The organism is Flavobacteriaceae bacterium (genome assembly GCA_014075215.1).
Classification (GTDB): domain Bacteria; phylum Bacteroidota; class Bacteroidia; order Flavobacteriales; family Flavobacteriaceae; genus Polaribacter.
Genome location: CP046177.1, coordinates 146214 through 161732 on the forward strand (window position 1 = coordinate 146214; position 15519 = coordinate 161732).

The 15519-nt window shown below is 35.3% G+C and carries 18 protein-coding genes; 9 read left to right on the top strand and 9 right to left on the bottom strand.

Features of this window, described 5'->3' with window-relative positions:
• The first annotated feature begins 79 nt into the window (after nt 1-79).
• Entirely contained in the window at nt 80-247 is a 168-nt protein-coding gene (locus tag GKR88_00780) for a hypothetical protein (protein ID QMU62948.1), read from the top strand.
• Nucleotides 244-1449 (top strand): alanine dehydrogenase, encoded by a 1206-nt coding sequence (locus GKR88_00785; protein QMU62949.1) that lies wholly within the window; start codon nt 244-246, stop codon nt 1447-1449. Before GKR88_00780 ends, GKR88_00785 begins: the two co-directional genes overlap by 4 nt.
• A gap of 92 nt (nt 1450-1541) precedes the next feature.
• On the opposite strand, the gene GKR88_00790 is transcribed toward GKR88_00785, so the two are convergent.
• Entirely contained in the window at nt 1542-1985 is a 444-nt protein-coding gene (locus tag GKR88_00790; protein ID QMU62950.1) for a hypothetical protein, read from the bottom strand.
• Between the two features lie 145 nt (nt 1986-2130).
• Here GKR88_00790 and GKR88_00795 point away from each other — a divergent pair, with 145 nt between their 5' ends.
• Nucleotides 2131-2787 carry a hypothetical protein gene (locus tag GKR88_00795; protein QMU62951.1) on the top strand — a complete coding sequence of 219 codons (657 nt, stop codon included), beginning with the start codon at nt 2131-2133 and terminating at the stop codon, nt 2785-2787.
• 346 nt (nt 2788-3133) lie between these two features.
• Here GKR88_00795 and GKR88_00800 read toward each other — a convergent pair whose 3' ends face one another.
• The 7 genes from GKR88_00800 to GKR88_00830 all read right to left on the bottom strand — a co-directional run bounded on the left by GKR88_00800 (nt 3134) and on the right by GKR88_00830 (nt 8299).
• Nucleotides 3134-3799, bottom strand: a complete 666-nt coding sequence (locus GKR88_00800) for a hypothetical protein (protein QMU62952.1) — start codon at nt 3797-3799, stop codon at nt 3134-3136.
• Nucleotides 3800-3872: 73 nt separating this feature from the next.
• Complete coding sequence (locus GKR88_00805) at nt 3873-4475, bottom strand: hypothetical protein (GenBank protein QMU62953.1); 603 nt, start codon at nt 4473-4475, stop codon at nt 3873-3875.
• A 15-nt stretch (nt 4476-4490) separates the two neighbouring features.
• A complete protein-coding gene (locus tag GKR88_00810) occupies nt 4491-4892 on the bottom strand; it encodes a hypothetical protein (GenBank protein QMU62954.1) in 402 nt (133 codons plus the stop codon).
• Nucleotides 4877-5428 (bottom strand): hypothetical protein, encoded by a 552-nt coding sequence (locus tag GKR88_00815; GenBank protein QMU62955.1) that lies wholly within the window; start codon nt 5426-5428, stop codon nt 4877-4879. Before GKR88_00815 ends, GKR88_00810 begins: the two co-directional genes overlap by 16 nt.
• A gap of 19 nt (nt 5429-5447) precedes the next feature.
• Nucleotides 5448-6116, bottom strand: a complete 669-nt coding sequence (locus GKR88_00820) for a hypothetical protein (GenBank protein QMU62956.1) — start codon at nt 6114-6116, stop codon at nt 5448-5450.
• Nucleotides 6076-7731: a hypothetical protein gene (locus tag GKR88_00825; protein QMU62957.1), complete on the bottom strand. Its 1656-nt coding sequence runs from the start codon at nt 7729-7731 to the stop codon at nt 6076-6078. The genes GKR88_00820 and GKR88_00825 overlap by 41 nt, the downstream gene beginning before the upstream one ends.
• A gap of 316 nt (nt 7732-8047) precedes the next feature.
• A complete protein-coding gene (locus tag GKR88_00830; protein QMU62958.1) occupies nt 8048-8299 on the bottom strand; it encodes a type B 50S ribosomal protein L31 in 252 nt (83 codons plus the stop codon).
• 174 nt (nt 8300-8473) lie between these two features.
• On the opposite strand from GKR88_00830, the gene GKR88_00835 reads away from it, so the two are divergent.
• From GKR88_00835 to GKR88_00855, 5 genes are all read left to right on the top strand, one after another.
• A complete protein-coding gene (locus GKR88_00835) occupies nt 8474-9514 on the top strand; it encodes a glutaminyl-peptide cyclotransferase (GenBank protein ID QMU62959.1) in 1041 nt (346 codons plus the stop codon).
• Between the two features lie 44 nt (nt 9515-9558).
• Nucleotides 9559-11073, top strand: coding sequence for a hypothetical protein (locus tag GKR88_00840; GenBank protein ID QMU62960.1), 1515 nt, complete (start codon nt 9559-9561; stop codon nt 11071-11073).
• A 65-nt stretch (nt 11074-11138) separates the two neighbouring features.
• Nucleotides 11139-11372: a hypothetical protein gene (locus tag GKR88_00845; protein QMU66602.1), complete on the top strand. Its 234-nt coding sequence runs from the start codon at nt 11139-11141 to the stop codon at nt 11370-11372.
• Nucleotides 11373-11497: 125 nt separating this feature from the next.
• Nucleotides 11498-11629: a hypothetical protein gene (locus tag GKR88_00850; protein QMU62961.1), complete on the top strand. Its 132-nt coding sequence runs from the start codon at nt 11498-11500 to the stop codon at nt 11627-11629.
• Nucleotides 11630-11788: 159 nt separating this feature from the next.
• The gene (locus GKR88_00855; GenBank protein QMU62962.1) at nt 11789-13060 is read left to right on the top strand and encodes a hypothetical protein; all 1272 of its coding nucleotides are present in this window, start codon (nt 11789-11791) and stop codon (nt 13058-13060) included.
• Nucleotides 13061-13484: 424 nt separating this feature from the next.
• On the opposite strand, the gene GKR88_00860 is transcribed toward GKR88_00855, so the two are convergent.
• The gene (locus GKR88_00860) at nt 13485-14765 is read right to left on the bottom strand and encodes an amidohydrolase family protein (GenBank protein ID QMU62963.1); all 1281 of its coding nucleotides are present in this window, start codon (nt 14763-14765) and stop codon (nt 13485-13487) included.
• 70 nt (nt 14766-14835) lie between these two features.
• Between GKR88_00860 and GKR88_00865 the strand changes: the two genes are divergently transcribed.
• The gene (locus GKR88_00865; GenBank protein QMU62964.1) at nt 14836-15516 is read left to right on the top strand and encodes an SDR family NAD(P)-dependent oxidoreductase; all 681 of its coding nucleotides are present in this window, start codon (nt 14836-14838) and stop codon (nt 15514-15516) included.
• The last annotated feature ends 3 nt before the right edge of the window (nt 15517-15519 follow it).

The window sequence follows — 15519 nt, forward strand, 5'->3', positions numbered from 1 at the left end:
ATACAAAATTCATTTGAATTTATCATTTGTAAATCCTATATAAATCAACTAATTTCGAATAAAAATAAACTGTTTTTGTATGAACTTGTTTAAACTTTTTGGGTTTAGGCGAAAATTAGAAGTTTTTAGTTCTGTTGAAAGCTTTTTTGAGTTGCAAGGCAGCGCTACAGAAGGAAAAAAAGACAAAAACAGAGTGGAAAACGGCAATTTTTTAGCAAATTCAAAAAATTTAAACGAGTTCATATGAAATTTGGCATTATTAAAGAACGAAAAAATCCACCGGACAGGAGAGTTGTTTTTTCTCCCCAAAAGTTACTGGAATTTCAATCGCTTTTCCCCAATGCACGTTTAAAGGTTGAGCGTTCCGATATTAGAGTTTTTAGTGATAAAAGCTACCTGGAAGCAGGTATAGAAGTTAGCGAAGATCTTTCTGATTGTGATGTGCTAATTGGTGTAAAAGAAGTTCCCATAGCGGCATTAATACCAAATAAAAAATATTTTTTCTTTAGTCATACCATAAAAAAACAGCCCTATAACCGAAAATTGTTGCAAGTCATTTTAGATAAACATATAACATTATATGATCATGAGGCGATCATGAAAGAAAATGGCGATCGCCTAATCGGTTTTGGAAGGTATGCCGGAATTGTCGGTGCTTATAATGGGTTTAGAGCCTATGGACTGAAAAATAACTGTTTTTATTTACCAAAAGCAGAAAGTCTGTCTGACCAAAAAGCGTTGATCCATGAATTAAAAGCGATTAAACTTCCGCCTGTTAAGATACTATTAACAGGAAGCGGTAAAGTTGCCAATGGAGCAAAAGAAATGTTAGATGCCATGCATATTCAGACAGTTTCGGTAGATGATTATTTGCAAAAAACGTTTAAAGAGCCGGTGTACTGTATGATAGGTGTACTGGACTATAACAAACGAAAAGACGGCCGAATAGTACACAATAAAGATTTTTATGACTATCCGGAGAATTATGCATCTGATTTTATGCGTTTTGCCAAGGTAACCGACTACTTTATTGCGGGCCATTTTTACGGTGCCGGATCACCGTACTTGTTTACCAGAGAAGATGCACAATCAAAAGCATTTCGTATCACTGTAGTGGCTGATATCTCCTGCGATATTGATGGCCCGATAGCCTCTACCTTCAGGGCGTCTACTATTGCCGATCCTATTTACGGATATGACCCGAAAACGGGAACCGAAGTCGATTTTAGAAACTCAAATGCTATGGCAGTCATGGCAGTTGATAATTTACCTTGCGAATTGCCAAAAGATGCAAGCGAAGGTTTTGGATCCTTATTTTTAGAACATGTAATTCCCGCTTTTTTTAATAATGATAAAGAGGGTATTTTACATCGGGCCAAGATAACAGAAGGTGGAAAGCTGACAGAAAGATACAGGTATTTACAAGGTTATGTGAATGGTAAGGAGTAATTTCTAAAGATCTTTGATCCGGATTAATCAATTAATGAACTCATCTTGGCTTTTTCTATCTCCTAAAAAAGTCAAGGTGAGTTCAATTCATATTATCCTTGATCCCAATCTATTTTTCTTGAAGCATACATTACTGAAGCCAAGATAATGAATAACCCTATACTACCTACCAGTAAAGCATAATTTTCTAATTGAATAATTATAAAAATGAATGTATATAATGCTGTTAAAGATGCTCCAATAAATAATGGAAATTTTATAGTTTTTAATATGGATTTTGAATATAATGTAATCATTAAAACAACAGAAGACTCCGCAACTAAATAGGCTTTTAAATAACTACTGTGTTCGGAAATTGAAATCAATAGGGTATAAAACATTGTTAAAGCAATTCCTATCATTAGATATTGAAAAGGATGTATAGAAATTTTACTCATTGTTTGTATTAAGAAGAAAATTAAAAACGTTAAAGTAATCACTAAAAACCCATATTTAACAGAACGCTCGCTCTTTTGATATTCATCTACAGGAATCATAAAGTTCACACCAAAAGCATATTCGCTTAATGAAAGAATTCCATATTTAGATGGTACTACCGTTCAACGTTGTGGCCAACCTTTCGCTGCCAGTGATCTAGTTCACTTTCGTCAGCGCATTGGGCAAGAAGGTGTCGAGAAAATATTGAAGCATTCGATAGATAAGCAAGGTAAAAATGGTAAAGACAAGCATGTGAGTATCGACAGTACGCCACAAGAGAAAAACATTACCTATCCTACGGGTTCTAAATTAGCAAAGAAGATCATTGATCGCTGTGTTAAAAAAGCGAAGAAATCAAGGATTACCTTGCGCCGAAGTTATAAACGTACCAGCAAACAATTACTCAGAGACACTTACAATGCCACACATCCCAAACGCAGAAAAAAAGCAAGTGCTGCCAAACGAAAGTTAAAGACCATAGCAGGGCGATTAGTGAGAGAATTAGAACGCAAGCTTCCTGAAGGGGATTACGCTAAAGAACTTGAACTTTACAAAAAAGTACTGGCGCAAGAACAGAATAGCAAGAACAAAATTTATAGTCTTCACGAGCCAGAGGTTTATTGTATGAGCAAGGGCAAGGCCCATAAGAAATACGAATATGGTTGCAAAGCCTCAGTAGTACTTACTCAAAACACAGAGGTCATTGTAGTGGCAATGACATTTAAGACCAACGTGTACGACGGGCATACCTTGCCCAAGGTATTGGAACAAGTAGGGCGCTTGACCAACAAAGCCACAAAAACGGCAACTGTGGATAGGGGTATAAAGGCAAGCAAATTATTAGTGATACACAAATACTAATTCCAAAGCCTCCGTTAAAGAAAGATAAAGACTATCAAAAACATAAAAAACGAAAGCATCATAGAAGAAGAGCTGCTATAGAACCTACAATATCCCATCTTAAACAAGACCATAGGATAGCAAACAACTTCCTAAAAGGTCAGATTGGGAGTTAGAAACTCCAGTAGATAATAACTTATTGTAAGTACATTTCGCTTTTCCAGTAAGTTTATTTATAATCTGTTTTTCGAAATCTACCCCCATAACCATTTATTAATGCATCAATAGCATTGTTGTTTCATCAAAATTATTTTGGTTTTGTGAACTATCTTTTTAATAGTTCTTATATTTTTTGCAGATTCTACTATCAGGAAATAGTTAAACCTTTATCACATTTTATAACCCAAGTAGAACCATCTTTATCCAAAAAATATACTGCCGAAAACCCATTAAGTTTCCCGAAACCCGCACTCATAATTACTATTGCTTTTGTATAATCTTTATTAAAAGCTATTCGCGAAAATTTTAATAAAACATTAAACTTCTCACACCCTTTTCTCGTCAAGCTTTTGTAATGATCCCTATAAGGAATGATAAAAGAATAATTATCCATTTGTATTTTAGAAACATCAATATCTACTGTATCTTTTATACTTTTAAAGTTACTGTAAACTTCATTAAAATCTTGTTTCAAACATTTTTGCAGATAATATTTCTTTGCATCTAATAAGTAGGGAGGGTTAAGTTTAGGATCAACAGCAACAATTAATCTGCCATTTTTCTTTACTAAAGAATTAATTAACTTAGTAGTATCTTTATTTCTATATAACTCTATAATAGAGTCTAAACTAACTTTCTCAATTGGAGGTGGAGCAGGCAATGCATAAAAAACCATTTTTTTATTTGTAATATAACTGCTTAAGGTACCTAATACATTATATATTTCCTCTAATTCATAATTAGAGTTATTATGAGAGTTACACCCCAAAAAACTTAAAAATACAATTGTAAATAAAATAAATATTTTCTTCATATATACCGTTTTTAATTACAGTTAGATGCAAAAGCGATGATGATTACGATTAGCTGTTTCAGAGTTTTTTGTTTTATTGCTTTACAAACTCATAATTACCATCCGGTATGTCAATTCTATCATTTTCATTGTCTGCCAGTATGGAATAATCATAGATGCAAACCTCCAGTTTTTCAGTACCATTTTCATTGACATAGCGTAAAATAACTCGCCCTTCTATTTGGTGATTACCGGGACTTTCGATCGTCAGTTCGATTTTTATTTCAGAACTATGACTATTATCAATACAACTTTTCGGTAGAAAATGAACAAAAACTCCTCCGCTTATTCTATGGTCATAACCTGAAATGCTTGGATTGTCAAAATCAGCTAAAGTGTTTACTTTTTCAACTCCATTCTCAATATATTGATATTCTCCTACTAGTAAATCTTCATAATTCGCCTCATTAGATATTCTATAATGTTCCTCTTTTTTTAGTTTAAATATAATTGAAGTATTCCCATTTTGATACTTCCATACTCCTTCAAATTTGCCAAATTCATTATTAACATCTTTTTCGTAACAATTAGAATCATAAGGCGAACATGGACCATCACCGTCTAATGATTTAATGATAGATTGTGCTTTACAGGAAAATAAGCTTATTAGCGCTATTATTGTTATTATATGTTTCATTTTGTTATGGTTTTTTTAATTACAGGGTTCTTGTTCCAGTGTTTCTTTATTTATTTTTTGCCAATGATCTACAAGACCCAAATCGTTGAAATTGGCTTCATACAACGAAATATTCAAATTATATTTTTCCAAATGCTTGAATAAATGTCGTTGCTGCTTAAAAATATCGGTTTCATCCGTATAGGTCTGATAGCTATAATCACTTTCATAAGCATTTTTTAATTTTTTATTAAATCGTTGTTGTTTTTTCTTATTGCTGATAATATCCTGCAAAATTTGTATACTTTGCATATCGTCAAAACGTATGGCATAAGTTTTATCAGTATCATTATTATCAACCACCAAAATATGAGTTATTTCCAGAGGCAATACGGTACTATTAGCATTACTCTGCACCCTGTTTACAATTTGCGCCATTTAAGGATATCAGGTGCAGAAAACATTTTATAGGCAACATCGTTTGAGTGGGTGTGTGCAATGGCGGCAGTATAAGGATGTACCACTATGTTAATATGATTAGTACCATTGTTGTCTCCCGGAATTAAACTTGGCACATAAGCCCCTGTGTTTGGGTTTTTATTAATTCTCAACCCTTTTTCAAAATTACCGCTAACCATTCTTAACTGATTGAGTCTGGTTTTTATCAAGGGTGTGTTCGATAAGGCGTTTAGTTGTGCACAGTCTGTGTTACATGCTTCTATAGTTCCACCTTCTTGTACACAGTTACAAACTTCATCACTATACCCGTTTAGCAGGCAAGTTTCATAATAGTCAATTTGGCAATCCCCATTCAAATCTCCTTCCGGCCTGGGATCACATGGCGTTTCACTGTGCATGATACCCACAGGAGCCGTAAGCGTTGTATCTCCATTACCACCGGAGCTTCCTCCTCCGCCACCTCCAATAAGCTGATCTCCTCCTGAGCCATCATCTCCTCCCACCGGGTCTCCCACAGGGCTGTCCGGAACACTGTCAAGATATTAATAACCTTTTATTACATTTTATCTCCCAACCCCCCCCTTTTTTCTCTAAATAGAAAAGTATAGAAAAGCTATCTAACCTCTCATAACTAACATTAACAATTAAAATAGCCTCAGTAAAATTATCATTAAATATAATCCTCGAAAAACCTATTAAAAAATAAATATCATATAACCTTTTTCGTAAATTTTCTTTTTTGAAAAAATACACTAAAGAATCTTTTTTAGAAAAAGAAATCTTATCAATATCAATTCTCTTTTCTTTATTTATAGATAGTCTTTTTTTTGTCAATATTTTATTTATTTTACAATTATTAATGAAAAGAGAGTTATTTTTAGGGATAACAAACATATTTTCCTCAAATGCTATTATCTTTTTTTTGGTGTATTGTTCATAAAAATATTTGTATTTATTTAAACTATCTCTTGTAGTATATGTATAACTACTTTTATCAGGTGATGGTGGAAAAACAGGATGCAAAAGAGACTGTTTTTTTATTTCCTTTGTAATATAGTTAATTATCTGATAGGTATTTTTATCTTCTTTTTTATCAACCTTCTTAATATTACAAGAAACAAATAAATAAAGGCTTAAGAATACCCAAATCGTTTTTAAAAAATTAATTTTCACAATCATTACTTTGTACATTAGTGTTATCATTTACTGTTTTTTGATTTTGATAATATTCCGTGCTCGTACTTTTATCTAAATCTACCCAATTACCATTGTCCCAATATCCGTCATAACCATATTTTCTTAGACCGTCCCAACCATAGCCCATATAATACTCCAAAGGATAACTATTATTATCTAAACGTCTTATTGCTTCTGCGATTGGCCTAGCATAGTTGTCTGCCATATGCTGATGTTGTGCTAAAGCATCAACATACCGTGGGTCTACACTCTTTTTTGCTTCAAAATAATAGAATAATAGATTTTCTCTCTCGTTAGGATCTAAGCCTTGAGTATATTCATCTATATATTTAAATAACTCTGCATGTATCCCTTCATGCAATATAATTGAGGCAAATTCTAAAGGTAAGCTATTAACTGTAGTCTCAAAAATTATAGAAATATTACCATTAGATATATCACCTGCACCTGTACAAGCAATATCTGTATTACTACAATTTCCATATTTCAAAATTAAATTGTATGTATCACTATCTTCAAATTTTTTAATAGTTCTTTTAAATAAATCTAAGTTTTTTAATTTATTGTATATGCATTTTTCTTCACCGGTTAATTCATTGATGATTTTCTCCTCAAAATCCACTTCTCCATCATCAATTCCATCACCATCTAAAGCATCAATAGCCAATTCTATAAAATTTTGCGTTTGTTCATTACAACCATTTGTATTTATAAAATCTTTTATTTGGTTTAATATATTAATACTTAAACCTCTTACGCCTATATCTATCAAACAAACTTCATAAAACTCCAACATACAATCCCCATTCAAATCTCCTTCCGGTCTGGGATCACATGGCATTTCACTGTGCATGATACCCACAGGAGCCGTAAGCGTCGTATCTCCATCACCACCGGAGTTTCCTCCGCCACCTCCAATAAGCTGATCTCCATTGGAACCGTCACCTCCTCCCAATGGGTCTCCCACAGGAGGGTCCGGAACACCGTAGTTCTCACAATGTGAAAAATCTATATACAACAGCGGACTACCGCTACAGTAGGTAACTCCGTCGTTTTGCAAAACCGGCCAGTGTCCGTCTGCATTACCTCCCCTATCACACTGTTCATATACCAAAATACCGTCACAAGGACCGCTACCCGTACCACCACCGTCATTCGGAAAAACCCAATCAAAAGCATCTCTGGAAGACAGGTTGAGGCCTTCCAGGCTTAGGTATTCTTCGGAAATCACATACGAAGTAGCTTTTTCATACAATGTTTCGGAATCGGTAAGGTCAGTGAACTCATAGGAAACCAAAAAATAGGTAAACACACCGTTGTGTTTTTTTACCAAAAAGTTTTCAAAGTCAGAAGTTTCCAAAAAATGGCTCTGTGTCCGGAATGTCCAGGTGATGACATCGTCTATGACAATTCTGTTAATCTCATCAGTAAAGATGGTAAGACCTTCTACCACCTCAGTAGCACTTCTGCTGTAGATGCTTTGTAGCGAGTGCTTAGAAAATCGTCTTTCAATCAGAGGTAAAGAGGATTTTATTTCCTTGTCTGCAAGTAGTTCCTGATAGGATATTTTGGTTAAGGAATACTTGAGTTGGTTAGAAGTAACGGTGTTTTGAGGGTTCATAAAGTCTTCTCATATACAGTTCCATAAGAGCAAAGATAGGCCAAAGACCAAGACCCCAATTTTGATGAATGAAGTTTTTTTCATTTTCATGATTTGATGTTTAACATTGAAAATTTGTTTTTGTATTCAAGCTAATTGCAATTTTTATGAGGGGTAGTAAAGAATGCTCATAACAACTGAATTTTGAATAGAACAAACCTATGATATAGAAAAACACGTGTCAATCCCTGAAAACAGTGATTTCAAAATTTCACTGTTTTCAGCGATAGGGTATTTTTGGAAAAAGGATGAAAGTAATGTCGGAGAAAAAAGAAGGCTACTTCTTAAACTTCGAGTATTTCGTTTTAAATTTATCAATACGCCCTGCCGTATCAACTAATTTGGATTTACCCGTATAGAACGGATGCGACGTTCTGGAAATTTCTAATTTTACCAAAGGATACTCAACACCTTCAACATCTAACGTCTCTTTTGTATTGGCAGTAGAACGCGTTAAAAAAACATCTCCGTTAGACATATCTTTGAACGCTACCATTCTGTAATTTTCCGGATGAATTCCTTTTTTCATTTTGTGTATCTTTTTAAATACGTTAATTAAAATTCACAGTAAGAGTAAAGTTGGTAAGATTTTACTCCGATAAAACGCTCAACATCAATTTTTAACTATTGAGGCTGCAAATTTAACCCTTTTTTTCTATTTACAAACAAATAAATTATTTTATTTGTATAAAATAAACTCATCATGAATGTAAAGAAATACAGTATCTTTCTTTTACTGACTATCGCATTATTTTCTTCTTGTGAAAAGCCGTATCAATTCCGTATGAATGCTCCAAAATCTATCAAATTAAATGATTCTTTTACGGTAATGTTAAATGAAAAAACCAACCGGCCTGTAGATTCGGTACAATTTTTTGTTAATGGTTTCCGGTATCCCAATAGTACAAAAAATAGCTGTACACTTAATTCCGTAAAAACCGGACTGGGAAAGCATGCTATTAAAGCATTGGTTTTTTACCCGGGAAAAGTAAAGAAAATAAATAGTTCCATAGAAGTACTTTCGGATATTGTGCCCGTAGTATATACATACAAGGTCATAAATACATATCCTCATGACAGCACCGCTTATACTCAGGGATTAGAATATCACAAAGGTTTTTTATATGAAAGTACCGGTCAAAAAGGACAGTCATCCATTAGAAAAGTTGATCTAAAAACCGGAAAAGTACTCCAAAAAGCAGCTATTGACGACGATTATTTTGGTGAGGGAATTACCATTTTTAACAATAAAATTCACTTTTTAACCTGGAAAGCAAAAAAAGGATTTGTATACAATTTGGATACGTTTCAACCGGAAAAAGAGTTTAGCTATAACAAAAGTCCTGAAGGATGGGGTTTTACTCATAACAATACGGAACTTATCAAATCAGACGGGACACATAAAATCTGGTTTCTAGACCCGGAAACACATCAGGAGAAAAGAGCTATCCGGGTGTATCATCATAAAGCAAAAGTAAAAGACCTGAATGAATTGGAGTTTATTAATGGAGTTATTTATGCCAACTACTGGAAAAAACCAACCATTGCCATTATAGATCCTGAAACCGGAGCCGTAAAAGGGTTGGCAAATTTGGCAGGTTTACAAAAAGAGGTTCAAAAAACTCAAAAGCTGCAAACAGATGACGTGTTAAACGGCATTGCTTTTGACGCTAAAAATAACAGACTCTTCGTAACCGGAAAAAACTGGGCAAAATTATTTGAAATTGAACTGATAAAAAAGTAATAATCGGGTGAATTAAAAGTTATATTTTTAGCTATATTTAATATATGAGAATCCTGTTAGCTGCACTTATTGTCTTAGGTATTATTTCTATAGGTTCCTGTAGAAAAGATTTTAGCACTGTTCCCAGTTCGGGAAATCTTACTTTTTCCAAGGATACGGTGTATCTGGATACTATTTTTACAAATATCGGCTCTGCAACTTATAATTTAAAAGTATATAACAGAAGTGGTAATGATATTACCATTCCCGGCATTCGACTGGAAAACGGAACAAATTCCAAATACCGATTAAATGTAGATGGCATTCCGGGAAAATCTTTTCAGGATATCGCTGTTCTTGCCAGAGACAGCATTTATATTTTTGTAGAAACTACCATTGATATTACGACTATTTCCAACCCGTTATATACCGATAGGATTTTGTTTGATATTGGGTCGAATGAGCAAGATGTAGATCTGGTAACGTTAGTACAGGATGCTACTTTTATTTACCCGGGAAGAGATCCTGTTTCCATGGAAATCGATGTACTGACTTTAGACGGGCAGCCGACAACCATTCAAGGCCGGTTTTTAGCAGATAATGAACTTAACTTTACAAATACCAAGCCCTATGTACTATACGGATATGCAGCTGTAGCCGAAGATAAAACACTAACCATTGATGCCGGGGCAAAGATTCACTTCCACGATAACTCCGGTTTGATTATAGATCGTAAAGCAAGCTTAAAAGTGAACGGAACCTTATCGGACAAAGTTATTTTTGAAGGGGATCGCCTGGAGCACTCGTTCAGTAATATACCTGGCCAATGGGGGGTAATATGGATGCGTGCCGGCAGTATGGAAAATGAAGTCAATCATGCAGAAGTTAAAAATGGAAGTATCGGATTCTTAGTGGATTCTATCGGTACCCCTACATCTCCGACATTGACATTGACAAATACGCAAATTTATAATCACTCCAACTATGGACTCCTGGCCAGGCAAAGTAATATTTCAGGTGAAAATATAGTGATAGGGAATGCAGGGCAAGCTTCATTAGCTGCTACCATTGGCGGTACCTATAATTTTACGCATGCTACCTTTGCAAATTACTGGAGTAATAGTGTTCGGCAATTACCAACAGTACTGGTTAATAATTTTTTTACTTTTACAGATAATAACGGTCAGGAAATTACGGAAACAAGAGATTTGCTAGTAGCAAATTTTAATAATTGTATTATTGACGGAAATTCGAATATTGAATTTATTCTTGACAGAGTAGACGGAAGCCAATTTAATTTCGGAACATCAAATTGTATGATTAAATTTAATGATACGAACAATACTTTTTCCGACATCTCCGAATTAGATTTTTCCAGTATTACGAACTATCCGGGAGTTATTTTAAATGGAAACCCCAATTTCAGAAATACATCCATTAATGATTTTATGATAGGTCAATTGAGTGACGGTATTAATAAGGCTAACGGAGCTTTTTCATCTTTAATACCGTTAGACATTCTGGGTGTGGACAGAACTTCTGCTCCGGACATCGGAGCTTACCAGCATATTGATTTTTAAGCAACGGGGATATCTTCTTTTTTGACTGTTCTCTTTACAATTACGGTTGTCATCATCCGCTATAAATTTCTTCCTTCTCGAAAATTTTAAATCCTCAAAACCAACAGGTTATTCCGGTTGAAAATTTTCTTCGGGCATTGAACTTTTTTGCCAAATCAATTCTGAAAAGGTCTCTAGTTATTATAGACAATGCAGGGTTCCATGCTTGCCAAAACATTACAATCCCAAAAAATATAAAACTCATAAGAATACCACCATATCCACCAGAGTTAAACCCTGCTGAGAAAGTATGGCAATAGATGAAAGGTAAAGTAGCAATGAAATTATTCAAAGACGTGAAAACATTACAAGATAAAATTACAGAGATGATAAACCAATTAAGCCCAGAACTCATTAAAACTAAGCTGGTCAAGAAAAGAGGTTGATGAAAGATATTCATGATGCTTGTGTAGCACATGGAAAAAATGAAGACGGTTCCATAGATTACATAAAAGGTGCTAATATTGCCGGTTTTGTAAAAGTTGCAGATGCTATGTTAGCACAGGGGATTGTGTAACCCACTTATGGGAGAAATGCCTTTAAATTTAATATTAATTTGGTTTCTAAGAAAAAAAAACTACCTTTGCCCGCTAGTATATTAAATTGATCTGTATACCGGAATTAATATAAATATACTTAAAGAGTATTTTTGTAATATAATAATTAATTAAAAGGGATGAAAAAAATAATTATTTGTTTTTTATGTATTGTTGTGAATGCTGTAAGTTATGGGCAAATTGCCATTGGTACAACGACTCCTAGTGCTTCTGCCCTTTTGGAATTAAGCAGTACCACCAAAGGGCTCCTGCCACCAAGAATGATAAAAGCTCAAATAGATGCCATCGCATCTCCTGCCGAAGGGCTTATTGTATATTGTACGGATTGCAGTGCAAAAGGACTTTATGTTAACAATGGAAATGAGTTTATAAACCTAGTAAATGGCACGAGTCTTTCTGCTTCAGCCGTAGCTGCTATTGTAGCTGCATCTGATAATTCTGCAGATGGCAATCCGAGTATAGCTGATCTGACCAGTGTGGGTTTAACAGGCCTGGTAGCAGGAAATCTGGGAGCTTATGAAATCGCTATTGATGCAGCTACTCCTGCTCTTACAACAGTTGCCGAGTTGCAAACCATCATTAATAATGCAAACGTAACTGTTACTATTTTAGCTCAAATCGGTAGTGATGCGGATAGCTCTACACAGAATTCAATGCTAACCATAGCAGAACTAAACCTGATTGTACCTGCTTTGACAGGAATAAATGCTGCCAATGAAACAGCATATAGAAATTATATAGATGCCAATCCCAACAGCTTCTCCAGTCCTGCAACACAGACAGAAGTACAAGCAATGATATCTTTCTTGAACATTCCAACAGTTGTCGGAGCCGGAGGTGCCATTTTTATGGACCGCAATTTGGGAGCTACCCGGGTTGCTACAAGTTCTGATGACAGCGATGCTTACGGAGGCCTGTATCAATGGGGTAGAAATACCGATGGACATCAGTTCAGAACGAGTAGTATAACTGCCGGACCTGTAACCAGCGGTAATGAAGGTTCTGATTTTATATCACGTGCTGGTAACAATGATTGGTTAAGTCCATCCGATAATACTCGCTGGAACGGGGCTACCAAAGGAGCACATGATCCGTGCCCTGACGGTTTTAGAGTTCCTACCGACGCAGAGTGGACCACGGAACGTAGTGCGTGGGCTACCAATAATGCCGCAGGTGCTTTTAACAGCCCTTTAAAATTACCCGCCGGAGGGCGTCGTGATCCAAGTGGTACCCTTGAATGCCTTAATACTAGTGGTATGTGTTGGTCGTCGGTAGCTAGCAGTACTTCACATGCATTTGGATTATTATTCAATTCAAGTACTGCATTCGTTGATACTAATCATTCAAAAGTCTATGCTCTAGCTATACGTTGTATCCGTGATTCAAATTAAGAAGAAAAGTCTTTGTCATCATTTACCTACCCTTGTGCAACTCAAAAGGAGTTAAACATAAAAAAGAGAGGGGATTTTTTTAAACCCGAATGATGCACCTTGAGACTTTTCCAAATTCCCCTCAAAAAGCAAACATATCCAATTTGCACCGGAAAAAGTTTCTAATGCGTGAGGAGTTGTAACATCCGGTTTGGAAATGAGTCAGAATTCATTACAGGAGACGAGACCTTTGCAGAATTGATTTGACAAAAAAGTTCGACGCCCGAAGAACATTTTCAACCGGAATAACCTGTTGTGTTGGTTTTGAGGATTTAAAATTTTCGAGAAGGAAGAAATTTGAAGTCAAATCAATTCAAATACGGAATATATCACTATTTTGCAAAGGTCTCTACAGTTAAGCAGCTAATCGAGTGAGTTCTATTACTTACTTCTTATATACTATTCCGTCTTTCATTACAAAAGAGACATTTTCCATGATCTCAATATTTTTTGTCGGGTCTTTATCTACTGCAATGATATCTGCAAAGAACCCTTTCTTAAGTTCACCTATCTCATTTTCCATTCCCAGAATCATAGCATTGGTAATTGTTGCAGACTGAATCGCTTCCATTGCAGGCATTCCGGCTTCCACCATAAACCTAAACTCTTTTCCGTTATTTCCGTGTTTAAAAACGCCTGCATCTGTTCCAAAAGCAATTCCTACACCTTTTTTATATGCCCTGGCAAAAGTTCCCTGTATCTGCGGGCCTACAGCTAATGCTTTAGGAACCACAATTTCAGGGTAAAACCCTTTGACTTTTGCTTTCTCCTCTACCTCTTTTCCTGCTGTAATGGTGGGCACTAAAAACACATCGTATTGTTTCATTAACTCCATGGTTACATCGCTCATATACGTCCCGTGTTCTACTGTTTTTACACCTCCTTTAATTGCTCTTTGCATCCCCTCGTCTCCATGTGCATGTGCTGCTACATGCATCCCATAATCTTTGGCCGTTTTACAGATAGCTTTTATTTCTTCTATGGTAAATTGAGGGTTATCTCCGCTTTTTGCAACACTTAGCACCCCTCCGGTTGCCGTAATTTTAATACAATCCGCTCCGTTTTTATAGCACTGGCGAACTGCTTTTTTAGCATCTTCCACACTATTGACAACCCCTTCTTTGGGTCCCGGATTTCCAATGAGTTTTCTACTGCTCCCATTAGTGGGGTCAGCATGGCCTCCTGTTGTTGCCAAAGATTTACCGGCAGTAAAAATTCTGGGACCGATTACTTTTCCTTCCCCAATCGCTTTCTTTAACGATATGTTTACGCCGGTACCTCCTAAATCTCGCACTGTCGTAAACCCGGATAAAAGCGTACTCTCAGCATATCCTGTTGAGTTAAAAGCAATATCCGAAGGGTTTAAAATATATTTTTCCAAACGTGTTTTAGGACTAAATTCATGCTCAATATGTACGTGCATATCTATCAACCCCGGTAATACGACTTTGTTTTTTAGGTCTATAGTAATGTCTTTTTTACTTTTTGTTTTTACATACCCGTTTAAAACATCAACAATCTTATTCTTTGCTACAATAATTGTCTTTTTAGTTACTATGCTACCTGTTTTGGTATCTATCAACTTTCCGCAATATATATACGTTTGTTGAGCCGATATGTCGGTTATTAAAAACAAAATCGCTATGTATAAAAGTATTTTTTTCATTGTTATATGTTTATTGCCTAAATGTATAAAAAAATCCCTAGATTGCTTTTTGAAATCAATTCATGAGTACATGAAAAATATCATTATTACGGGTACCAGTAGAGGTATTGGTTTTGAACTGGCTAAAAAATTCGCCGAAAATAATTATCAGGTATTAGCAGTATCAAGAAATGTAAAACCTTTGGATGATTACCATCATCAAAACATTACCACCCTTTCCGTAGATATATCGATTGTTGAAGAAATTAAAAAAATAACAGCATTCGTAACATCAAATTGGAGCGACGTAGCTATTGTAATTCACAATGCCGGGTTATTAATAAATAAGCCTTTTGACAAATTAACGAATGAGGATTTTATAAATGTCTATAATGTAAATGTTTTTGGGGTTGCCGAAATTACCAGGCAACTCATTCCTTTTATGAGCACCGGTAGTCATGTACTCACTATTAGTAGTATGGGTGGGATTCAGGGGAGTTTAAAATTTCCCGGTTTGGCAGCTTATAGTTCTGCCAAAGGAGCAGTTATTACACTATCTGAGGTCTTGGCCGAAGAATACAAAGAGTCTGGCATAGCATTTAATGTGCTCGCTATTGGAGCGGTTCAAACGGAAATGCTGACAGAAGTTTTTCCCGGATATAAAGCCCCCTTATCTGCTTCGGAAATGGCAGATTATATATATCATTTTTCTTTAACCGGAAACCGGTATCATAATGGAAAAGTATTACAAGTTTCAAATTCTATCCCTTAAAAA